This is a genomic window from Autumnicola musiva (assembly GCF_031846585.1).
In the GTDB taxonomy this organism is placed as follows: domain Bacteria; phylum Bacteroidota; class Bacteroidia; order Flavobacteriales; family Flavobacteriaceae; genus Autumnicola; species Autumnicola musiva.
In genome coordinates, this window is record NZ_JAVRHK010000004.1 from 298,861 (window position 1) to 319,880 (window position 21,020).

19 protein-coding genes and 1 tRNA gene are annotated in these 21,020 nt (G+C 39.9%); 12 read left to right on the forward strand and 8 right to left on the reverse strand.

Annotation, left to right across the window (positions count from 1 at the left end; genetic code table 11):
* Positions 1–59 precede the first annotated feature (59 nt).
* From RM539_RS08240 to RM539_RS08255, 4 genes are all read left to right on the forward strand, one after another.
* The gene (locus RM539_RS08240; protein WP_311502907.1) at positions 60–2,135 is read left to right on the forward strand and encodes a hypothetical protein; all 2,076 of its coding nucleotides are present in this window, start codon (positions 60–62) and stop codon (positions 2,133–2,135) included.
* 12 nt (positions 2,136–2,147) lie between these two features.
* On the forward strand, positions 2,148–3,797 hold the full coding sequence (locus tag RM539_RS08245; protein WP_311502908.1) for a family 16 glycosylhydrolase: 1,650 nt from the start codon (positions 2,148–2,150) through the stop codon (positions 3,795–3,797).
* 99 nt (positions 3,798–3,896) lie between these two features.
* Positions 3,897–6,176 carry a beta-glucosidase BglX gene (gene bglX / locus RM539_RS08250; protein ID WP_311502909.1) on the forward strand — a complete coding sequence of 760 codons (2,280 nt, stop codon included), beginning with the start codon at positions 3,897–3,899 and terminating at the stop codon, positions 6,174–6,176.
* Between the two features lie 178 nt (positions 6,177–6,354).
* Positions 6,355–7,125, forward strand: coding sequence for a glycoside hydrolase family 16 protein (locus tag RM539_RS08255; protein WP_311502910.1), 771 nt, complete (start codon positions 6,355–6,357; stop codon positions 7,123–7,125).
* Positions 7,126–7,185: 60 nt separating this feature from the next.
* Here RM539_RS08255 and RM539_RS08260 read toward each other — a convergent pair whose 3' ends face one another.
* The gene (locus RM539_RS08260; protein ID WP_311502931.1) at positions 7,186–7,635 is read right to left on the reverse strand and encodes a nucleoside deaminase; all 450 of its coding nucleotides are present in this window, start codon (positions 7,633–7,635) and stop codon (positions 7,186–7,188) included.
* Between the two features lie 136 nt (positions 7,636–7,771).
* Here RM539_RS08260 and RM539_RS08265 point away from each other — a divergent pair, with 136 nt between their 5' ends.
* Complete coding sequence (locus RM539_RS08265; protein WP_311502911.1) at positions 7,772–9,544, forward strand: 1-deoxy-D-xylulose-5-phosphate synthase; 1,773 nt, start codon at positions 7,772–7,774, stop codon at positions 9,542–9,544.
* A gap of 36 nt (positions 9,545–9,580) precedes the next feature.
* On the forward strand, positions 9,581–10,585 hold the full coding sequence (locus RM539_RS08270) for a DUF3078 domain-containing protein (RefSeq protein WP_311502912.1): 1,005 nt from the start codon (positions 9,581–9,583) through the stop codon (positions 10,583–10,585).
* 120 nt (positions 10,586–10,705) lie between these two features.
* Here the strand turns inward: RM539_RS08270 and dgt are convergent, their stop codons facing one another.
* On the reverse strand, positions 10,706–12,049 hold the full coding sequence (gene dgt / locus RM539_RS08275) for a dGTP triphosphohydrolase (protein WP_311502932.1): 1,344 nt from the start codon (positions 12,047–12,049) through the stop codon (positions 10,706–10,708).
* A gap of 196 nt (positions 12,050–12,245) precedes the next feature.
* The gene (locus RM539_RS08280; protein WP_311502913.1) at positions 12,246–12,815 is read right to left on the reverse strand and encodes a DUF3109 family protein; all 570 of its coding nucleotides are present in this window, start codon (positions 12,813–12,815) and stop codon (positions 12,246–12,248) included.
* A 104-nt stretch (positions 12,816–12,919) separates the two neighbouring features.
* On the opposite strand from RM539_RS08280, the gene RM539_RS08285 reads away from it, so the two are divergent.
* The 3 genes from RM539_RS08285 to RM539_RS08295 are packed head-to-tail and all read left to right on the forward strand — an operon-like array spanning position 12,920 to position 14,312.
* The gene (locus tag RM539_RS08285; RefSeq protein ID WP_311502914.1) at positions 12,920–13,498 is read left to right on the forward strand and encodes a MarC family protein; all 579 of its coding nucleotides are present in this window, start codon (positions 12,920–12,922) and stop codon (positions 13,496–13,498) included.
* Entirely contained in the window at positions 13,499–13,699 is a 201-nt protein-coding gene (locus RM539_RS08290) for a hypothetical protein (RefSeq protein ID WP_311502915.1), read from the forward strand.
* 1 nt (position 13,700) lies between these two features.
* Positions 13,701–14,312 carry an FAD-dependent oxidoreductase gene (locus tag RM539_RS08295; RefSeq protein ID WP_311502916.1) on the forward strand — a complete coding sequence of 204 codons (612 nt, stop codon included), beginning with the start codon at positions 13,701–13,703 and terminating at the stop codon, positions 14,310–14,312.
* Positions 14,313–14,615: 303 nt separating this feature from the next.
* Here RM539_RS08295 and RM539_RS08300 read toward each other — a convergent pair whose 3' ends face one another.
* The 4 genes from RM539_RS08300 to RM539_RS08315 all read right to left on the reverse strand — a co-directional run bounded on the left by RM539_RS08300 (position 14,616) and on the right by RM539_RS08315 (position 17,810).
* Complete coding sequence (locus RM539_RS08300; protein ID WP_311502917.1) at positions 14,616–16,211, reverse strand: S41 family peptidase; 1,596 nt, start codon at positions 16,209–16,211, stop codon at positions 14,616–14,618.
* Positions 16,208–16,639, reverse strand: a complete 432-nt coding sequence (locus tag RM539_RS08305; protein ID WP_311502918.1) for a deoxycytidylate deaminase — start codon at positions 16,637–16,639, stop codon at positions 16,208–16,210. Before RM539_RS08305 ends, RM539_RS08300 begins: the two co-directional genes overlap by 4 nt.
* 86 nt (positions 16,640–16,725) lie before the next feature.
* Positions 16,726–17,313, reverse strand: coding sequence for a HupE/UreJ family protein (locus RM539_RS08310; protein WP_311502919.1), 588 nt, complete (start codon positions 17,311–17,313; stop codon positions 16,726–16,728).
* A 146-nt stretch (positions 17,314–17,459) separates the two neighbouring features.
* Positions 17,460–17,810, reverse strand: a complete 351-nt coding sequence (locus RM539_RS08315) for a hypothetical protein (RefSeq protein WP_311502920.1) — start codon at positions 17,808–17,810, stop codon at positions 17,460–17,462.
* A gap of 221 nt (positions 17,811–18,031) precedes the next feature.
* Here RM539_RS08315 and RM539_RS08320 point away from each other — a divergent pair.
* The 3 genes from RM539_RS08320 to RM539_RS08330 all read left to right on the forward strand — a co-directional run bounded on the left by RM539_RS08320 (position 18,032) and on the right by RM539_RS08330 (position 19,982).
* Positions 18,032–18,113, forward strand: a tRNA-Leu gene (locus RM539_RS08320).
* A gap of 239 nt (positions 18,114–18,352) precedes the next feature.
* Positions 18,353–19,606, forward strand: coding sequence for a site-specific integrase (locus tag RM539_RS08325; protein WP_311502921.1), 1,254 nt, complete (start codon positions 18,353–18,355; stop codon positions 19,604–19,606).
* A gap of 214 nt (positions 19,607–19,820) precedes the next feature.
* Positions 19,821–19,982 (forward strand): helix-turn-helix transcriptional regulator, encoded by a 162-nt coding sequence (locus RM539_RS08330; protein WP_311502922.1) that lies wholly within the window; start codon positions 19,821–19,823, stop codon positions 19,980–19,982.
* 192 nt (positions 19,983–20,174) lie between these two features.
* On the opposite strand, the gene RM539_RS08335 is transcribed toward RM539_RS08330, so the two are convergent.
* Positions 20,175–20,408, reverse strand: a complete 234-nt coding sequence (locus tag RM539_RS08335) for a helix-turn-helix domain-containing protein (RefSeq protein WP_311502923.1) — start codon at positions 20,406–20,408, stop codon at positions 20,175–20,177.
* Between the last annotated feature and the right edge of the window lie 612 nt (positions 20,409–21,020).

Sequence of the window (21,020 nt, forward strand, 5' to 3'; positions counted from 1 at the left end):
TTTCAGCCTAACAAAAATTACCGTCCCGGCTGGACCGGGCGGTGCTAAAATTATTTAATATGAAAAAACATTTAAAAATATTTCTTTCTCTGTTCCTCACCATATCTATTTTGAGCTGTGAGAAAGAAGATGATGCAATGGTAGACCTGAGTGATCTGGAGGTGCCTTCTAATTTGGGAGCGACCTTTCAGATAACCCAAGACAATTCCGGCCTGGTTACCGTTACGCCTACAGGAAAGGGAGCGGTGACTTATACCGTAGATTTTGGTGACGGGTCTGATGTTTCTGAAGAAGTCCAGGTAGGAGAGCAACTGGAGCATGTTTATGCTGAAGGACAATATGATGTTGTGGTTATGGGAAGTAACCTTAATGGAGAAACAGCCCAGGGTACGCAACCGCTAACGGTTTCTTTTCTTGCTCCTGAAAATCTTGAAGCGACGGTAACAAAAGATCCTAATGACAATTATTCCGTTACAGTTGCTGCAACAGCTGAAAATGCTGCGATGTATGAAGTTTATTTTGGTGAAAATGAAGATGAAGAGCCGGCTGCCCTAATGGAAGGGGAAACTGTTTCATACACCTACAGCAGTATTGGTACTTACAACATAAGGGTGGTAGCGCTTAGTGGCGGTGCGGCAGCTACTGAAGTTACCCGGGAAGTTGTTATTACAGATCCTTTATTCCTGCCATTAGATTTTGAATCTGCAACCCTGGATTACACATTTGCCAATTTTGGAGGTGGAGAAGGTGCAGGTGCGCCAGTTGTGGAAAACCCTGATCCTTCTGGAGTAAATATGAGCGAAATGGTTGCTTCTTATACCAAACCACAAAATTCTGAAATCTGGGCAGGAACAAGTATTCCTCTTGGTGAGCCGATAGATTTCTCTTCCAGGCGTTATATAAGTGTGGATGTATGGTCACCAATTGCAGGAGCTGATGTAATCTTTAAAGTTGAAAACCTTGATGATTCTGAAATTGCAGTTGAATTTACTGCTCAAACCACAGTTGCAAATCAATGGGAAACATTAACTTTTGATCTTACTTCCCTGGATCCTTCTCAGGAATATGGACGTCTGGTTTTGTTTTTTAACTACGGTGTTCCCGGAACAGGTGAAACCTACTACTTTGATAATATCAGGCAAACAACGCTGGAGCAAATAAAATTGCCTTTAAATTTTGAATCTGAGAATCTTACCTATGGCTTATCAGGGTTTGGAGGATCTACAGGAGCAGTTATCGATAATCCCGATGCTTCAGGAATAAATACCAGCAGCAGGGTAATAGAATTAACAGAAGGAGCAGGAGCTGAAAGCTGGGCAGGAATCTCACTTAATCTCGATGAAGCAGTGAATTTCTCTTCCGGTACAACCGCTAAGATGAAGGTATGGTCTCCCGAAGCCGGAGTGCCAATCCTGTTAAAACTGGAAAATTCATCCTCGGCACCCGAGGGTGGGAATCCTACTGTTTTTGTAGAAGTGATTCAAAATACAACAACTTCAGAAGAATGGGAAGAACTTACATTTGACCTTAGCAGCTATGAAGCTTTTGATCCTTCTATAGAATACGACAGGCTGGTTCTATTCTATGATTACGGAGAATCCGGAGAAGGGACGACTTCTTATTTTGATGATGTGAGGGTAACTTCTGCCGATGAGCCTACAGCCGTAGTGTTACCGGTAAATTTTGAAAATCCCGATCTCACCTATTCTCTTACCTCTTTTGAAGGTGCAGAATCTGCAGTAGAAGAAAACCCTTTTCAGCAAGGCATTAATACCAGTTCTATGGTAGTTAGAAGTATTAAAACAGAGGGGGCGCTTTTTTATGCCGGAACAACCCTTCAGCTGGAAGAGCCTGTGGATTTCTCTAACCAGCAAAAGATCTCTGTGAAGGTATACTCCCCAAAAGAAGGTATTCCTGTAAGGTTGAAACTTGAAAACAATGATGATAGTGGAATATTTCTGCAAACCGATGCTACAACAACCTTGGCAAACGAGTGGGAGGAACTGGTTTTTGATTTTTCCGGCGAGGATTTTTCTCAGGATTACAGTAAAGTGATCTTATTCTTTGAAATTATAGAGAATGTGCAGGGAGACGGTTCTGTCTACTATTATGATGACATTCAGCTTACTAATTAAAAAAGTTAAAAAATGAAAAAAGTATTGATTAATATAAGTCTGTTGCTAAGCACCCTGTTTGTTTTTAACAGTTGCGTGGAAGATGACTTTAATATTGGTGAAATTTCGGCCCCGGATAATTTAAGCGTAGAAACTGAAGTTTTAGGTGTTAGTGAAGAAATGCCCAATGGCGATGGAAGCGGGGCGGTGCGATTTAATGCTTCTGCCAGTAATGCCATGACCTATAAATTTATCTATGGGGATGGTTTTGAAGAAGTTTCCGCAGATGGCACCACCACTCATAATTTTAATGAAAACGGGGTCAATGACTATACGGTAACCATAGTGGCTTCAGGTACAGGAGGTGCATCTTCCAACATGACCACTACCGTTACTGTGTTCAGTAACTTTAGTGACCCCGAAACCAAACAGCTGTTAACCGGTGGCAGTTCCAAAACCTGGTATGTTGCGGCTTCCCAGCCGGCACATTTGGGAGTGGGGGCAAGTTCAGGAGAAAATATGGCGAGCCCTACCTATTATGCAGCTGCTCCCTTTGAAAAAGCCGCTTCAGAAACCAGTTCCTGTTTTTATGAAGCCGAGCTCACCTTTAGCCTGAACGGGGAAGACATTGTCTATAATCAGGACAATATGGGGCGCACCTTTTTTAACGTAGATTATACTTCAGATTTTGGAGGCAACGGTAGTGAAGATCAGTGCCTGGACTACGACACTTCCGGTGCAAAATCTGTTTCCCTTTCTCCTTCCACTTCAGGATTACAGGAAGATCAAACCACGGGAACGGTAATTAATATTGCCGGTGGTGGCTTTATGGCCTATTATATTGGCGCAAGTTCTTATGAGGTGCTTTCTATTACTGAAAATACCATGCACATAAGAGCAATCCCGGGTACCGATCCTGCATTGGCCTGGTACCTTAAATTAACTACCGCGCAGGGAACGCAGGAGCCTGAAGAACCGGAAGAAGAGTTTGAAACTGAATTTGAAGAGCTGGCATGGTCCCAGGAATTTGATGAACCTCTGGATACAGATATCTGGAATTTTGAAATAGGAAATGGCCAAAGTGGCTGGGGTAATAATGAACTGCAGTATTATACCGATGAAAATGCTGAAGTAGTTGATGGCAATCTCGTAATTACGGCCAGAGCCGAAGACACAAATGGCTTCGATTATTCTTCTTCAAGGATCACCACTCAGGATAATTTTGAATTCACCTACGGAAGAGTGGAAGCAAGGGCCAAACTTCCTCAAGGCGCTGGTACCTGGGCTGCAATATGGATGTTAGGAGCTATTTTTGATGAGGTAGGCTGGCCTGCTACCGGTGAAATCGATATTATGGAATTTATAGGGAGAGATCCTAACCATGTGCTTGGTACCCTGCACTACCCCGGAAGATCAGGTGGAAACGCTGATGGTGGTGAAACAGAAATTGAAAATCCAGACACCGAGTTTCATACCTATAGTGTGGAATGGTCGGCAGAGCGCATTGTTTTTCTAATGGATGGGGAAGTTTTTCACTCTTACGCTAACACTCCCGATTCGCCTTTTAACAAAGATTTCTTCCTTATCCTGAACCTTGCTATGGGCGGAAATCTTGGAGGAGAAGTTGCTGAAGATTTTCAGCAATCCTCAATGGAAGTTGATTATATAAGGGTTTATCAGTAAAATTAATTAGCCAAAAAGAGGTTGCTTGAAAAAGTCTTTTTCTGAAAATTATCAGAATGGATGCTGTTTTTAAGCAACCTTTTTCTTTAAAAGCATATAATGAAAAAATTTAATATCCTGCTCTTTATACTCCTTATTACAGGAATGGCAGGCAAAGCCCAAAACAATAAAATTCTAAGCTCAGTAAAAAACGTAGAATCCAAAGTAGACTCTATTCTTTTTATGATGACTTTGGAAGAAAAGATCGGGCAGTTGGTTCAGTATAACGGAAGTTGGGATTTAACCGGTCCTGCTTCAGAAATGGGAAATAAGCAGAAGGAAGAGCAGCTTAAAAAAGGTCTGGTAGGTTCCATGCTTAACGTACTTTCCGTAGATGCTACAAGGGAAGCTCAAAAGCTGGTCATGGAAAATTCCCGGATTAAAATTCCGCTAATGTTCGGTTATGATGTTATCCACGGTTATAAAACCATGTTTCCCGTTCCACTGGCAGAGACTTCAAGCTGGGATATGGAAGCGATGGAAAAATCTGCCCGAATTGCTGCGATAGAATCTGTGGCCGATGGTGTTAACTGGACATTTTCGCCAATGATAGATGTTTCCCGTGATGCCCGCTGGGGTAGGATTATGGAAGGCTCTGGCGAAGATCCTTACCTCACTTCACTGGTGGCTGTTGCTAAAGTTAAAGGATACCAGGGAGATGACCTTGCCGATAGTACCACGATTGCCGCCACTGCCAAGCATTTTGCCGGTTACGGTTTTGCTGAAGGTGGCCGTGATTACAATACGGTTAATGTGGGTGAGTATGAACTTCATAATATGATTTTGCCTCCGTTTAAAGCCGCGGCAGATGCAGGGGTGGCAACCTTTATGAATTCCTTTAATACCATAGACGGCACTCCCGCAACCGGTAGTAAAATGCTGCAGCGCGATATTCTAAAGGGTGACTGGAAATGGGACGGATTTGTGGTTTCAGACTGGGGCTCCATTACCGAAATGATTTATCACGGTTTTGCGAAAGACAAAAAGCAGGCTGCGGAGATTGCCTTGAAAGCCGGTAGCGATATGGATATGGAGGGTGGTGCTTATGAAGCCGGTCTTATGGAACTGGTGCAGGAGGACAAAATAGACGAAAGCCTTATAAACGATGCCGTAAAAAGAATTTTGCGGGTGAAGTTTAAAATGGGACTTTTTGAAGATCCTTACCGATATGCCGATCCCGATTTGGCAGAAGAAATTTCGTATGAAAAACACCGGGAAATTGCGCGTGATATTGCAAAGAAATCCATTGTGTTACTGAAGAACGAAAATGGCCTTTTACCTATAAAACCTTCGGTTAAAAATATTGCAATTATTGGCCCGCTGACCGATGATAAGGATTCACCTATCGGAAACTGGCGTGCCCAGGCAGAATCTAATTCCGCAGTTTCAGTACTTGAAGGAGTAAAGGCAGCTGCGGGCAAAGGAGTAAATATTACTTATGCTGAAGGTGCCAAATTGGGCATTGGGGAAAGAAGCTTTTTAATGCCGCTCAAGATTAACGAAACCGATCGTTCCGGTTTTGATGAAGCTATTAAAAAAGCCAAAAACGCCGATTTGGTAATTATGGCATTGGGAGAAGACGCTTTTCAGACGGGAGAAGGAAGGAGCCAGGCAAAAATTGGCCTGGCCGGGCTTCAGCAGGAATTGCTGCAGGAGATTTATAAGGTGAATAAGAACATTGCTTTGGTGCTTATAAATGGGCGTCCAATGGAAATCACCTGGGCTGCAGAAAATATCCCGGCTATTGTGGAAGCCTGGCAATTAGGCACTGAAAGTGGTAATGCCATTGCCGACGTTCTGTTCGGGAAATATAATCCTTCCGGAAAACTTCCGGTTTCCTTTCCGAAGGCAGTGGGGCAGGAGCCGCTTTATTATAATCAGCAGAATACGGGGCGGCCTTACAGTGAAGAGCATGTAACTTTTTCGAGTTATACCGATGTGGGCAAGGAAGCCCTTTATCCTTTTGGCTACGGTTTAAGTTATACCACCTTTAAATATGGCGGGCTTCAGCTTTCTTCCGAAGAAATGGATGAAAATGCTGAAATTACCGCTAGTGTTTCAGTGACCAATACGGGAAAAGTCACCGGGAAAGAAGTGGTGCAGCTGTACCTGCAGGATATTGTAGCCAGCAAGACACGTCCTGTAAAAGAACTAAAAGGTTTTAAAATGGTTGAACTTTCTCCCGGAGAATCTAAAACTGTGGAATTCAGTATTAACGAAAAAATGTTAGAGTTTTATAGTGCCAATAAAAAATGGGAATCTGAAGCCGGGAGTTTTAATGTTTTTGTTGGGGGAAATTCCAGGGACCTGAAAGAGGCTCAATTCACACTAAACAAGTAAAACTGAAGAAATGAATATAGGTATTAGAATTGTCAGGTTGAGCGAAGTCGAAACCTTTATTTACATTTAAAATTTCTCAATTACACCCGAATAGAGATTAACAATTGAAGGTAGTCAGATCTATGTAATCTAAGACACTTAGATCACTGGCATATCATAAAATATTAAGCAGAAAAATATGAAAGCAACTATTAAGATTATCAGTTTTGCCATATCAATTTTTTTAGTGCCACCAGGTTTGCATGCACAGGTGATCTTCGAAGAAAACTTTGATGGCAATGAGCTTAATATGAAACACTGGAGCTATGAAGAAGGAGATGGCTGCCCTAATCTGTGCGGCTGGGGAAATAACGAGCGGCAGATATATAACAGGGAGTATCTGGAGGTTAAAAACGGTAAACTGATAATCACTGCGGTTAAGGAAGGTGATAAATATTTCTCCGGAAAGATAAATTCCAAAGATAAAGTGGAATTTCAGTATGGTGTAATTGAGGTGAGGGCTAAGGTGGCAACTGGCCAGGGAATCTGGCCGGCCTTTTGGATGCTGGGGCATGATATTGCTGAGGTTGGCTGGCCTGCTTCAGGAGAAATAGATATTATGGAGTATGTGGGCCGTGAGCCAAACACCGTTTATACTACCTTACATTATCCCGCACATCACGGGGAAAATGCCAGTTCAAAAAAGACTAAAATCGAAAATATCGAAGAAGGCTACCATACTTTTAAAACCATTTGGACGGCAGATAATATCGAATTTTTTGTTGACGGTGAATCCGTTTATAATTTTGTACCGGAAGAATATGATGAGGAACATTATCCTTTCAGAAAGCCATTTTATTTCCTGATCAATATGGCTGTTGGAGGGAACTTTGGCGGCCCGGAAGTAGACGATTCCATTTTTCCGCAGAAGTATTATGTAGATTATATAAAAGTTACATCACTTGAATAACCGGCAGAATTGCAGAATTAGCGAAAAACGAAGTTTTTTGAGAGATAGGTTGCACTGACCTTAATTCAGATTTCTCTTCTGCACAAAGAAGCGTTTTAGCAATTCCGCCGCTTCCCTTTCTAAGATCCCTGATTTTACCCGGGTTTTGGGATGCAATTGTGCGCCCATAGTGCGGTAGCCCCGCTGTAAATCGTTCGCGGCATAAACCAGTTTTGAAAGCTGGCTCCAGTATAAGGCGCCCGCGCACATCTGGCAGGGCTCCAGGGTTGCATACATGGTGCAGTCCCGCAGGTATTTTCCGCCCAGGAAGTTGGCAGCAGCCGTAATAGCCTGCATTTCAGCGTGGGCAGTGACATCATTTAAAATTTCGGTAAGGTTATGGCCGCGGGCAATAATTTTTTCTTTTATCACCACGACTACTCCAACGGGAATCTCCCCTTTATCAAAAGCTATCCGGGCTTCATCCAAAGCTTTTTTCATAAAGAATTCGTCATCAAAAGGAGTGAGCATGTGATAGTTTTTAATTCCGTCGGAAAGGTAAAAATTATAAACTAACCTGGATAAGGTGTTTTTATGAATAATCTTCAGCAGAAATTTCAGCAGCTGAGATTCTGCTTCTATCTTTACAAAAAGAAAACCGCTCTTAATGGCCTCCAAATTTCTTGAACATATTAATTCGCCTGCAGATCTCAGGAAACTATCTTCAGAAGAGCTTAAAATTGTAGCGGTGGAACTTCGGAAATTTATAATTGATATTGTAGCCACAAAAGAAGGGCATTTAGGTGCCAGTCTTGGTGTGGTGGAACTTACCATTGCCCTGCATTATGCTTTTAACACACCTGAAGACCTGCTGGTCTGGGATGTGGGCCATCAGGCTTACGGCCATAAGATTCTAACCGGCCGCCGTGATATTTTTGAAACCAATCGCAGGCTTAAGGGCATTAGCGGGTTTCCAAAACGTACAGAAAGCATTTATGATACTTTTGGAACCGGGCATTCCTCTACTTCTGTTTCTGCAGCATTGGGAATGGCCATCGCTTCCCGCTTAAAAGGTGAGGTTTATAAACAGCATATTGCGGTGATAGGAGATGCTTCCATTGCCAGTGGGATGGCCTTTGAAGGGCTTAACCACGCCGGGGTATCCAAAGCGAACCTGCTGGTGATTTTAAACGATAATGCCATAGGTATAGATCCCAGTGTGGGCGCGCTAAAGCAATATCTTACAAAGGCCAAAGTTGGGCATAAGCCTGCCCAGGATAATATAATTGAAGCTTTAAATTTTAAATATTTTGGCCCTGTAGACGGGCATGATCTTGAGGCTTTATTGAAGGTTTTTGAAGAATTGAAGGCAATTGAAGGGCCTAAGTTTCTGCATGTAATTACAACTAAAGGAAAAGGCCTGAAAAAAGCAGAAGAGGACCAGGTAAAATACCATGCCCCGGGAAAATTTGAACCCGATACAGGGGAGCTGCTGAATTATGATACTGAAGGCCTGCCCTTAAAATATCAGGATGTATTCGGGTTTACTTTAGTTGAACTGGCAAAGCAAAACGAAAAAATTATTGGGATTACCCCGGCCATGCCAACTGGTAGCTCTCTTAAATACATGATGCAGGCATTTCCCGAAAGGGCTTTTGACGTGGGAATTGCCGAGCAGCATGCAGTAACGCTTTCGGCGGGAATGGCCACGCAGGGTTTTATTGTTTTTTGTGCAATTTATTCCACATTTCTGCAACGGGCATACGACCAGTTGATACATGATGTGGCGCTACAGGATTTGCCGGTGGTGTTCTGCCTGGATCGTGCGGGGCTGGTTGGCGAAGACGGCGCCACCCATCACGGATTATATGACATTCCTTACCTTCGCTGCATCCCCAATTTGATTATCGCGGCGCCTTCAAACGAAATTCAGTTGCGAAATTTACTGTTTACGGCACAGCTTCAATTAGAGCATCCGCTGGTTATAAGATATCCCCGTGGTCGAGGAGTAGAGGCTGAATGGGAACTGCCTTTTGAGGAAATGGAAATCGGCAGAGGCAAGTGCCTGAGCAAAGGATCAAAAATTGCTATTTTAAGCCTTGGGAAAATGGCAGAGAACGTTTCCAAAGCAATTTCAAAAATAGGCGAAAAAGAAAAAATAGGTCATTATGATATGATCTTTGTAAAACCCTTAGATGAGGTGCTGCTCAGGGAGATTTTTTCAGAATATAAAAATATTATCACTGTTGAAGATGGAGCGGTAACGGGGGGTTTTGGAAGCGCGGTACTGGAATTTGCTTCAGAAGAAAAATTTGCAGGAAAAATAATACGCCTGGGGGTGCCGGATGAATTTATTGAGCAGGGAAGTGTGGCCGAATTACAAGAAATTGTTGGAATTAGCGTTAAGAATATAAGGCGTGTATTAAACTCATTGCTTTAAAATTTATATTTTTGCAATTCCGAGAATTTAAATAAAATGAAAATCAGATTAATAGGCTTAATTTTATGTCTAATTTCCTTCAATACCCATGCTTTAGAATTCCCTCATTTTACCAGGGTTGTTGACACTACAGAAGCCAATGACAGTATTCCCGTGCAGGATACCACGGAAACAAATGTAACAAGCTATTGGAATGAAGAAAACGCTGTTGGGCTGGATTTTAATGAAGTGGCTTTTGTGAATTGGAACAGCGGGGGTAACAATTCTGTTTCTGCTTTAATTCATGGTAACTTCAAAAGGAATTACAAAAAAGCGCTTACAAAATGGAATAATTCTGCAGTAATTCGCTACGGATTAAATGCACAGGAGGGGCGTGAAATAAGAAAAACAGAAGATGAGTTGGTACTGAGTTCTTCTTTTGGGTATCGCAGGGATTCTACTTCTAATTGGTTTTATAGTGCGCAACTGGATTTTAATACGCAATTTTCCAACGGTTATAAATATCCGGACAAAACAAACCCTATCTCTAAATTTATGGCACCGGCCTATCTCTTTTTAGGGGTTGGTGCGGAATATTCTCATCCTGAAGAGGAGTTAACTGTGTACATTTCACCACTTACACAGAAATCTACTTTTGTACTGGATCAACGTCTTGCTAATGAAGGTATGTTTGGCGTAGTAGGGGCAGTGCGGGATGAAGAAGGCAATATTATAGAAGAAGGGGAAATGGTAAGGATGGAACTTGGTTTTTTAGTGAATAGCAATTTTGAAAAGGAGATTTTTGAAAATGTGAATTTGAAGAACAGGCTCAGTCTTTATTCCGATTATATCAACAATTTTGGAAACGTAGATGTAGACTGGCAGTTGAATGTGAACCTGAAAGTAAACGACTTTATAAAGGCCAGTGTAGGTTCTCATCTACGCTATGATAATGATGTTAAATACAAGGAAGATGTAAATGATGATGGTGACCTGGAGACTTTCGGGCCTCGTGTACAATTTAAACAGACCCTAGGTGTAGGAGTGGTTTATGAGTTTTAATCCCCACTGAGGGAATATTCCCCTAAGTTCCCTGGAAAATTTTGAAATAATTTTCTATTATCCCTCTGGCATTGCCTTGCCAGAGCCTTTTTAATTTTTATACGGAATAAAAGCTTTAATTTAAACGCGAAGCCCTTTATATTTCTCAAATGAAGCCACGGTAAATCCGTCTGTTAAAGATGCGGTATATGAGCAAATTTGTAATAAGCTGGTGTAAATTGATTGTTGCTCTGAAATTTGCAATTTTGGCACCGAGCTTTTTATTAGTTGGTGATAACCGGATTCCATAGAAGAGTCTTCAGGTAAAAATGATTGGGTGTAGGTGTCCAGCAGGAGAGAGAGCATTTTATAACCCGCAATTTCCTTACTGATCACCTCTTCACTTTGATAAATTTTTTCCACGCTTATCTTAATAATATCCTTGATTTGGGCTTCAAAGCTGCTGTTGTCAAACAAAGATTTATGAAATTCTCCCGCCAGGATAGCTTCTTCATTGGCAAGAAAGGTTTCTATGGCTTCCGTAATCAGAGTATTTATGGCGAGCGCCCGTAAATAACTTAGCCGGTCTGCCGTAGAAGTAAGGCTGTTATATTTTGAGGTGTTAATGCTGTTCTTTACCAGTTTTATAAGATATTCCAGGGCATATTCCTCATCTATCAGGCCCAGGTTAATACCGTCTTCAAAATCAATGATGGTATAGCAAATATCATCAGCGGCTTCTACAAGAAATGCCAAAGGATGCCTTGCAAAACTTACATTATCATGATTTATTATTTTTTTTAATCCGAGTTCTTCTGCCACATCCTGAAATGTTTCTTTTTCTGTCTGGAAATAGCCGAATTTTTTATCCCCGATATTTGCTGTTGGTTTATGCGGAAGAGATGCTTTGGGGTATTTAGTAAAAGCGCCAAGGGTGGCATAGGAAAGCCTTAATCCGCCGTTGATGCCGGGGCGGTTTTCTGTAAGAATCCTGAAGCCATTGGCATTGCCTTCAAATTTGGCCAGATCCTGATATTCTGAAGGTTTTAAGTGTTCTTTAAAACGTTTTCCGTTGCCGTGGCTAAAATATTCTCCAATGGCTTTTTCGCCGGAATGGCCGAATGGCGGATTTCCAATATCATGTGCCAGGGCAGCTGCGGCTACAATGGCCCCAAAATCGTTCATTTGGTAGCCATGAATCGTGGAGAGATGAGGGTGCTTCTCAAGAATTTTTTGCCCGGCCAGCCTGCCAAGCGATCTTCCCACTACTGAAACTTCAAGACTGTGCGTTAGCCGGGTATGAACAAAATCTGTTTTGGAAAGAGGAATAACCTGTGTTTTGTCCTGAAGGCTTCTGAAGGCTGAAGAAAAAATAATCCGGTCGTAATCTACTTCAAAACCAAGACGGGTTTCATTTTGTTCTTTTCTAAGTCTTTTATGGGTGTCGCCAAAGCGTTTTAAAGACAGGAGTTGTTCCCAGTTCATCATATTTATGCGGTTTGCGTTAGGGATTGAGCGGCATGTTTGAGCTCTCAAAACTTTTTTAAGTTTTGAAGCGAGCAGCGAAAGCCCGACCCCAAAGGGGTAACGCCAAAATTACTGAAGCAAAAATAGTAAAAGAACACCGGCCAACGCCATCTCTCCTGAAAAAAAGGAAAAACTGTTTTCAGTGAGAAATTATTTATTTCTTTAGTTTTTCCGCAGTTTTCTCCAGTTCCATATACCAGTCTTCTCCAAATTTGCGAATAAGTGCTTCTTTTACAAATTTATACACCGGCACTTCAAGCTCGGCTCCAAGGCTGCAGGCGTCATCGCAAATTTGCCAGCGATGGTAGTTTACCGCAGAGAATTCACTGTAATCCTGAACCCGCACCGGATAAAGATGACAGGAAACCGGTTTTTTCCAATCAATTGCACCCTGGTTATAAGCTTCTTCGATCCCGCATAGAGCAGTACCTTTCTCATCAAAAGTGACGTAGGCGCAATCTGCACCATCTATTAGTGGGGTTTCAATATCTTCAAATTCTGTAGTGATAGAAGTTCCCTGTTCTTCTATGGCCTGAATTCCCTTTTTGCGCAAAAAAGGTTTAATTTTGGGATAAAGCTCTTCAAGAATTTTTGCTTCCCCTTCTTCTACAGGCGCACCTGCATCGCCGTCTATGCAACAGGCGCCTTTGCAGGCCGATAGGTTACATACAAAATCATTCTTGATGATCTCTTCAGATACTATGGTTTTTCCTAATTGAAACATGCTGCAAATATAATTTTTATGTGCAGGATTTTATAAAAAAAATTCATTTTCCCGGTGTTGATTTCTCTTTTAAAAAAATTACTTTTGCGCGAAATTTTGAGGCTATGTGGTCAACTTTTAACCTTAAGGAAATATTTACCGCAAGCATGGTGCTTTTTGCGGTGATAGATATTATTGGAAGCATACCAATTATTATAGATTTACGTAAAAAATCCGGGCATATTGAGAGCGAAAAAGCTTCTGTTGTTGCCGGTATATTAATGGTGGTTTTTCTTTTTTTGGGAAAAGAAATCCTGAACCTTATTGGTATAGATGTAAATTCCTTTGCTGTGGCAGGTTCTTTTATATTATTTTTCCTGGCCCTGGAAATGATTTTGGGAATAACCCTCTATAAAGATGAAACTCCCCAAACGGCTTCTATTGTACCACTGGCTTTTCCGCTTATTGCCGGGGCAGGAACCATGACCTCTATATTATCTTTAAGGGCTGAATATGAAACGGTAAATATCATTGTTTCTATTATAATCAATGTTATCTTTGTATATGCTGTGCTGAAATCTTCAGGTAAAATTGAACGTATTCTGGGGCAGCAGGGAATTAATGTAATTCGAAAAATATTTGGTGTAATTCTGCTGGCAATTGCTGTTAAGCTCTTTACTGCCAATATTCAAAGTCTTTTTTAAATGAAATTTTTTATTTATACCATTATTGCACTGGCCGTTGTTTTAATTGGTTACAATATTAGTATTCTTGATTTTAATAACCTCCTTGACGGGGAAAGCGGTAAAGCTTCGGCTGCTATTCTGGCCAGTACCTGTGTGATTTTATTAATGGCTATTTTACTGGTTTCCCGCGCAATTTCGAAAAAGCAAAAGCAGGAATAGTATGGATTTTGATGTTCTTATTGTAGGAGGTGGAGCTGCAGGAATGTCTTGTGCGCTGGTTATAGGTTCAGGCCTTTCAAAACCTTTTGCTGAAAGTAAAAATGCGGGTATCATCCTGCATCAGAAAACCTCTCATTTGCAGTCGGCATTGTTTAACAATGTGCTGGGACTTGAGCCCGGCACCACCGGAAATTCCATTTTGAAAAGCGGAAAGGAGCAACTTGAGAATCTTTATCCTGAAATTTCCTTGATTGAAAAAGAAAAAGTAAAAGAAATTATTAGGCTGGAGAATGGCTTTGAAATAATTACGAACAAGAACAGTTATACTTCACACAAAATTGTGGTGGCAGTGGGCTACGAGCACCCCCTGCGGTTTAAAGGCCTGGAAGATTATATTATTCCGCATCAAAAATCCAAAACTTCAAAAAACAGAATTCAGTTAAAGAATGAGGATCATTTAGTTGCTTCCGGTTTATATGTTGCGGGATCTCTGGCCGGGTGGAGGAGCCAGTATGCTATTGCCTGTGGTAGTGGGGCTGCAGTAGCTACGGATATTTTGACTCACTGGAACAATGGACAACATACCAAGGTTCATGATAAATTATCAGGTTAGGAAAAGGAAAAATAACATTACCGGCAAAGAAAAAATCATTAGCCAGATGAAGGTACGGTGAAGTTTTCTGAAAATTAATGCCCTCTCAAGTTGTTTAGTGAAATTTTTATCGGGGTTGCTTTGAATTTGTTCCCGGATTATCTTAAGCGATACATTTGAAGAATTGACCATTATCTCCTTTTGAAGGAAAAGTAATGAGCTGTTGTCCAGTAGCCGAAAACTTACCGCTATTATAAAAAATATAAGTGGCGATATAGTAAGGCAGGCGCAAAGATATTCATAAGCAGAGTCCACATTTCTAAATTAACTTTTTTCCTTTGACAACTGGATTACTTTCTCTATTATTCGATCATCTTCGTTCTTTAATCGTTCAAATGTATTGGTGCCGAACAACTGCTGGGCCATTACAGCTTTAAGATATTGTTTCAGTAAGTTTTCATAACTACCTACCTTGATATTTATTCCGGGAGGTTGAGATCTTAAATATTGAGTAAACTCTGCAACCATTTGATCATTAATAATTACATCTTCTTCAAATTCCCGGCTGCTGAGGGAATTATAGTAATTCCTGTTTTTATCCAGAACTTCAAAGATAAAGCGGCTCATAAAGCCACGGTTTAGCAGCAGTAATATTTGCTCTTTTTCAGCATCCATATTCCGGGGCACAAAAACATCGGGAATAATACCACCTCCGCCATAAACTATTTTTCCTCCGGGAGTTTCATACCGCAGGGAATCACTAACATGAATACTATCTGCAGATTGTAATTCGCCGTTACGGTACCTGCGCAGGTAATCATTATAATATTTTTCGTTACTTTCTTCGTATGGTTTTTGAATAGAGCGGCCGGTAGGGGTATAATAGCGGGCAATGGTTAAACGTACCGCACTGCCGTCACCAAGTTCCATCTCCCTTTGCACCAGTCCCTTGCCATAAGACCGCCGTCCCACAATTGTTCCTACATCATTATCCTGTAAAGCACCTGCCACTACTTCGCTGGCTGAAGCAGAGCTTTCATTGATAAGTACATAGACTTTTCCGTTTTCAAAATCTCCTTCCCGTTGGGCGTATGTTTTTTCAATTGCACCACTTTTGTTTTTAGTGAAGAGAATGAGCCTGTCATCTTTAAGAAATTCATCGGCAATATTAATAGCTTCGGCCAGGTATCCGCCGGGATTATTGCGTAAATCTAAGGCAATTTCCCTGGCTCCCTTACGGCGAAGGCTTCTAAGTGCTTTATTAAATTCTTCATAGGTGGTTTCCGAAAACCGGTTAATTTTAATGTAACCAAGTTTGTTGGTGAGCATATAAGCGGCATCCACACTTTTTAATGGAACTTTTCCGCGGGTAACATCAAAATTTAGTAATTTCTTTTCTCCCTTCCGAAAAACTTTAAGGCTTACCTTACTACCTTCTTCTCCTTTCAGCTGACTAATGATGGAATCGTTTGATAAATTTTTTCCGAAGAGTTTTGCATTATTGGCATAAAGAATCCGGTCACCGCCATGAATACCTATATCTTCGCTGGGCCCACCTTCAAGCGGTTGTATTACAACAACAGTGTCGCCCACCGAATAAAAGCTAACACCAATACCCACAAAATCGCCCTGCATATTCTCGCTTACCGCATCATACTCCTGTTTAGGAATATAAACTGAATGCGGATCAAGGTTTTCAAGGATTTTATTGACAGTGACATCTACAATACTGTCGGTATTAACATCGTCTACATACTCATAATCGATGTAGTCTATAAGTCTGTTGAGCTTCTGCTTTTTGGGATTTTCGGAAAATAACCCATCTGAAGTTGAAAGGTCCAGCCGGGCACCCATAAAAATACCAAGAGCGCAGGCCAGTCCAAGAAGCAGGGGAATGTAAATTTTATTTTTATCTTTCAATGATCAAGATCTGTTATTTGTTTAAGTTCCACACCGGCTTTTTGCAGGAACTCCAGTCCGGAATTGTCTTTATAGTCAATATTGTAAACTAAACGGGTGATCCCGGCCTGGTGAATAAGTTTACTGCATTCCTTACAGGGTGACATGGTAATGTAAAGCGTTGCTCCATTACAGGATTGCGTAGAAGATGCGACTTTAAGAATGGCATTGGCTTCAGCGTGTAAAACGTACCATTTGGTATATCCTTCTTCATCTTCACAATAGTTTTCAAAGCCGCTTGGAGTACCATTATACCCATCAGAAATTATCATTCTATTTTTAACAATAAGCGCGCCAACTTTTTTCCTTTTACAGTGGGAAAGTTGTCCCCATTCCCGTGCGATCCTTAAGTAGGCTTTATCGTATTTTAATTGCTTGTTATTGTGCATGCGTATATATTCGACCTCTTCATATTGTTGAAGAGATGAGGTGTTGAAAGTCAGAATTCTGAAGGAATTTCAGAATAGCTAAAGTATTAAATTGCCAGAAAATTATCCCGAAGAATTGGTAAAATAATACCAATGACTATAGCTGAAGTTACGAGTATCCAGTCTCTTCTGGAAACACGGATCATGTTTTGAAAAATAAAACCTAAAATAACAATTACCAGTACTACAGCAATTTGTGCTGTTTCTATCCCCAGGGCAAACTCCAGCAGAGGGAGAAATTTACTTTCACCGGTTGCTGCAATCATTTTGAAATAAGAAGAAAATCCAAGCCCATGGATAACCCCGAAGAAAACTGTTGTAAAATAAAGCATATTCTGATTCCTGCTTTTTTCGTTTTTTCCGGCTGTAAGAATGTTGTAGAAAGCTGTTACAAGAATGGTAACAGGAATAAGTAATTCTACATAATCGGTATCTACTTTTACAATTTCATATACCGAAAGAAATAATGCTAATGTATGGCCTATGGTAAATAATGTGATAAGCCAAATAATTTTTTTCCAGCTGCTAAAGGTATAGCCAACAATAAGTACAATAAGAAAAAGTACGTGATCATAAGCCTGCCAATCCAGAATATGTTCCAGGCCAAGCCTGTAATACAACCAAAATTGAGACATTTTTTTTTATTATGGAAAAGAGCGAAAGTACGATTTAAAGGGAAATTTACAAAACCTTTTAATGGGGGAACAAAAGAATAGCAGTGCAAATGCTTTTTAAGCAAATTTGTACTGCTATTCTTCCGGGAGGATTTAACCAGCAATTACTAGAGGCTTATTTCTCCTGCTTTTATGGCTTTATCAATATTAGCCACTATGCTTCTATGGCTTTGAAAAAATTTTCTTCCGTCAGTTCTTTTCAGCCTTACCTGTCTGGTACCATCTTTTTTCGTTTTAATAGCTATAATTTCTACCGGCTGGTTGAATTCTCTATTATAATTGACAATGCCGCCCTGTTTAATAATAAAATTAGGTTTAGGGAAGTGTATGTAATTAAAATCAGGACCCGACGGCTTTTCAAGATTTACAATTGTTCCTACTTCAATTGTTTCTTTTTCCTGTGCCTGAAAGCTAGAAAATGAAATTATTAAAATCGCAAGGAGCAGCAGCTGTTTCATGATAATTTTATTTATAATTAGTTATATGTGCCTATTTTGTTTCAAAAATACAAAATTATTTTCATTATATGATAATTCAATAATTTAAAATATTATTAAAATTTTGTTCTTTTAAAGGAGTTGAATAACTCAAATTTTCGAGTACTTTCTACAGGAATATGTTCCATTAATTTGATATTATTGCAGGAAATAAAAAAAATTATTAATTTTGCAGTCCATTAGCTCGAGTGGCGGAATTGGTAGACGCGCTGGATTCAAAATCCAGTGACTTCGGTCGTGTGGGTTCGATTCCCACCTCGAGTACTTTTAAAGAATCAAATTAAACTAAAACCCCGCAAACTGCACTGTTTACGGGGTTTTTCATTTTATTTGATATCAAATAAAACCATTTGTTATTAAATAAAATGGGGGTTATTAGGTGGCACCTATTGGGTGAGATTTAGTGCCACCGAATGCTGCGCAACGTTCTGTTAAATAGGTATTTACATGTTTTTAGAATAAATATTTTCTGCTACTTTTACATCAACCAAAAGATCAAAAAGATGCAGGATTTATTATCAGTACTGTTTTATGTACGAAAAAACAAGAGCAAAAGTGATACTCATGCCAAAGCATATCTTAGAATTACATACAATGGTAAAAGAGTTGAACTGAGTACGATGCGAAATGTCCCCTTAGATAAATGGAACGCAAAAGGAAACAAGGTAAGCGGTTCCTCTATGGAAGCAAAACAAATCAACCGACACCTGGACATCATCAGAAATCGGATCTATGAGGTCTATCAAAGGTTTCTGAATAATGGAGAAGCAATATCTGCTGTAAAAATCAGAGATGAGTATCTTGGCATTGCTAAAGTTAAAAAATCCATTCTTGAAATGTTTGAAGAACATAATAATAGGATGGGAAAATTAGTTGGGAAGGAATTTTCTTTTCGCACGCTTCAAAGGTATCAAACAACTAAGAAGCACCTATTTGACTTTATTTCTTTGAACTATAAGCTTGAAGACTATCCTGTTAAAGATATAGATACTAATTTCATTAATTGTTTTATCTATTATCTGAAGATAGAAAAGGATTTATCTCACAATTCCGCAGTAAAATACCTGGCATATCTTAAAAAGATCGTGAGAGTAGCTTTCGCTAATGGCTGGATGGAAAAAGATCCATTTTATAATTTTAAACTTAAGGTCCATCCTGTAGACCGCGATTTTCTTACCCGGGAGGAATTGATCAGAATAATGGAAAAGGAATTTAATATTCCAAGAATAGAGCATGTGAGGGATGTTTTTCTTTTTTGCTGTTACACAGGTTTGGCCTATGTAGATGTGGAGAAATTAAATGCTAATCATATTGTAAAGGGTATTGATGGTAATCTATGGATCAAGCTTAAGAGAACTAAAACCAAAACCCTTTCCAGTATCCCATTGCTTCCGGTTGCAGAGAAGCTTTTAGAAAAATATGTAGATTATGAAGGTATTGGCGATAGCGAAGGACGATTATTGCCGGTTTATTCGAATCAGCGCACCAATGGCTATTTAAAAGAAATAGCCGACCGCTGCGGTATTAAAAAGCATCTTACTTTTCACGTTGCCCGGCATACTTTTGCTACTACGGTAACCCTTAGTAATGGTGTTCCAATAGAATCTGTGAGCAAAATGCTGGGACATCGTTCTTTAAAAATTACCCAGCACTATGCAAAGATCCTGGATGAGAAATTGAGCGAGGATATGAATACTTTAAAGAAAAGAATCGCCGCATCTGAAGAAGATGTTTCTATAAAATTAAAGCGAAAATAGACCGAATACTTTTCTTCTCCTGTTGTTCAAAAATTAACAAAGATCCCATAGCTTAAATCTATGCCTGGTTGAGCTAAAATGACTTTTGAAGGTATTAGGAAAATTCTTTTTGAATTTAATTTTTTGAAAAAGTGCATAAGGATTTTTTCAAACGGCTGAAGGAGATAGATCCAAAATTGACCAAAAGGGACTCCGCCTTTGCGCATTTGTAAAGATGAACCTTACTAATAAAGAAATAGCTCCGCTATTGAATATTTCTGTCTGGGGAGTGGAAACTGCACGTTACAGGATTAGAAAAAATCTGGATGTACAGGAAAATAACTTTCTGGAATTTCTTGAGAACCTTTCAGAACCAGCCGTGGAGAGAACCAATTGATGATGCCTTTTCAGCTTTAGCGCTAGAGGTAGAAGTGTGGGGAGAAGAAATTGGCAGAAGCAGCTCCTAACTCTCTTATTATTCCTGATACTTCCTCATTAAATTTTAGGGTCAGGGAATGGGACTTAAATGTCAATTAAAATGACTTTGAAGATTTTAAAGGAAGAAAAGGCGGTTGCAACTAGAGGTTATTTAAATTGGCTTTTCCGGCCAAAATTCTCTGGGAGAACAGTTCAGTATTTTAGCAATTTCATTAAGATGGTGAACATTATATTTCGCTTTTTTTGATGGAGCTTCAATATCCCCAATAAAACCTACACCTTTACCCAGACACAGTGACAGGCGCTCTTGAGTAAAGCCTTTTTCCTTTCGGATTTCTTTAACCCGTGAGATAATATGTAAATCTATTTTTGCTAAATTATTCAAGCTCTCCAAGTTTCATAAACAAATTGGCAACTATTTTTAAATTTTAACAATGGACTATAGTCCATATTTGCTTTATTTTATATATTAGCCTCAGAATATTATATTTGCGAAACTTCTTAAAATAAAATATTAGAAGCATTTCGCTTTGAATCTCGCATTGAAAACTGGTAATTTTTAGCAACGAGAGGATAAGCATAATGCTCACGACCCGGGGCGTGGGCTTGTTTATTGTTGCACGGTATACCAGTACCTCAATGCGGTAAGTTGAGTTTCCACGCCTTTTTATTTGTAGAAAAAGGTCATTCTATTCAACCCTTTTCAAAGCTATCTTCTCTTATAAATTCTAAGAACTCGCTTCAGCTATTTAAGATAAACCTAATTTAAAGTTTGTCGGAATAGCCGCAGCTTTCATTCCCTATACGAAGCTGTGATTATCCATCTGTTAATATAATGAGTTCTTTATGTCACAGTATAATTTCGAATTATTAAAAAAAGGTGATCCGGCCGCTCTGGTGAATATCCATGCCAGGTATAGCAGAAGTATCTTTTGGGTGGGCAGGCAAATTCTGGATGATGAATTTGTTGTGGAATCTCTAGTCCAGGATACTTTTC

What these genes read in the sequence shown, in the direction of transcription:
- RM539_RS08240 (WP_311502907.1), top strand. Translation starts at nt 60, where the DNA reads ATGAAAAAACATTTAAAAATATTTCTTTCTCTGTTCCTCACCATATCT.
- RM539_RS08245 (WP_311502908.1), top strand. Translation starts at nt 2,148, where the DNA reads ATGAAAAAAGTATTGATTAATATAAGTCTGTTGCTAAGCACCCTGTTT.
- bglX (WP_311502909.1), top strand. Translation starts at nt 3,897, where the DNA reads ATGAAAAAATTTAATATCCTGCTCTTTATACTCCTTATTACAGGAATG.
- RM539_RS08255 (WP_311502910.1), top strand. Translation starts at nt 6,355, where the DNA reads ATGAAAGCAACTATTAAGATTATCAGTTTTGCCATATCAATTTTTTTA.
- RM539_RS08260 (WP_311502931.1), bottom strand. Translation starts at nt 7,635, where the DNA reads ATGCTCACTCCTTTTGATGACGAATTCTTTATGAAAAAAGCTTTGGAT.
- RM539_RS08265 (WP_311502911.1), top strand. Translation starts at nt 7,772, where the DNA reads ATGGCCTCCAAATTTCTTGAACATATTAATTCGCCTGCAGATCTCAGG.
- RM539_RS08270 (WP_311502912.1), top strand. Translation starts at nt 9,581, where the DNA reads ATGAAAATCAGATTAATAGGCTTAATTTTATGTCTAATTTCCTTCAAT.
- dgt (WP_311502932.1), bottom strand. Translation starts at nt 12,049, where the DNA reads ATGAACTGGGAACAACTCCTGTCTTTAAAACGCTTTGGCGACACCCAT.
- RM539_RS08280 (WP_311502913.1), bottom strand. Translation starts at nt 12,815, where the DNA reads ATGTTTCAATTAGGAAAAACCATAGTATCTGAAGAGATCATCAAGAAT.
- RM539_RS08285 (WP_311502914.1), top strand. Translation starts at nt 12,920, where the DNA reads ATGTGGTCAACTTTTAACCTTAAGGAAATATTTACCGCAAGCATGGTG.
- RM539_RS08290 (WP_311502915.1), top strand. Translation starts at nt 13,499, where the DNA reads ATGAAATTTTTTATTTATACCATTATTGCACTGGCCGTTGTTTTAATT.
- RM539_RS08295 (WP_311502916.1), top strand. Translation starts at nt 13,701, where the DNA reads ATGGATTTTGATGTTCTTATTGTAGGAGGTGGAGCTGCAGGAATGTCT.
- RM539_RS08305 (WP_311502918.1), bottom strand. Translation starts at nt 16,639, where the DNA reads ATGCACAATAACAAGCAATTAAAATACGATAAAGCCTACTTAAGGATC.
- RM539_RS08310 (WP_311502919.1), bottom strand. Translation starts at nt 17,313, where the DNA reads ATGTCTCAATTTTGGTTGTATTACAGGCTTGGCCTGGAACATATTCTG.
- RM539_RS08315 (WP_311502920.1), bottom strand. Translation starts at nt 17,810, where the DNA reads ATGAAACAGCTGCTGCTCCTTGCGATTTTAATAATTTCATTTTCTAGC.
- RM539_RS08325 (WP_311502921.1), top strand. Translation starts at nt 18,353, where the DNA reads ATGCAGGATTTATTATCAGTACTGTTTTATGTACGAAAAAACAAGAGC.
- RM539_RS08330 (WP_311502922.1), top strand. Translation starts at nt 19,821, where the DNA reads ATGAACCTTACTAATAAAGAAATAGCTCCGCTATTGAATATTTCTGTC.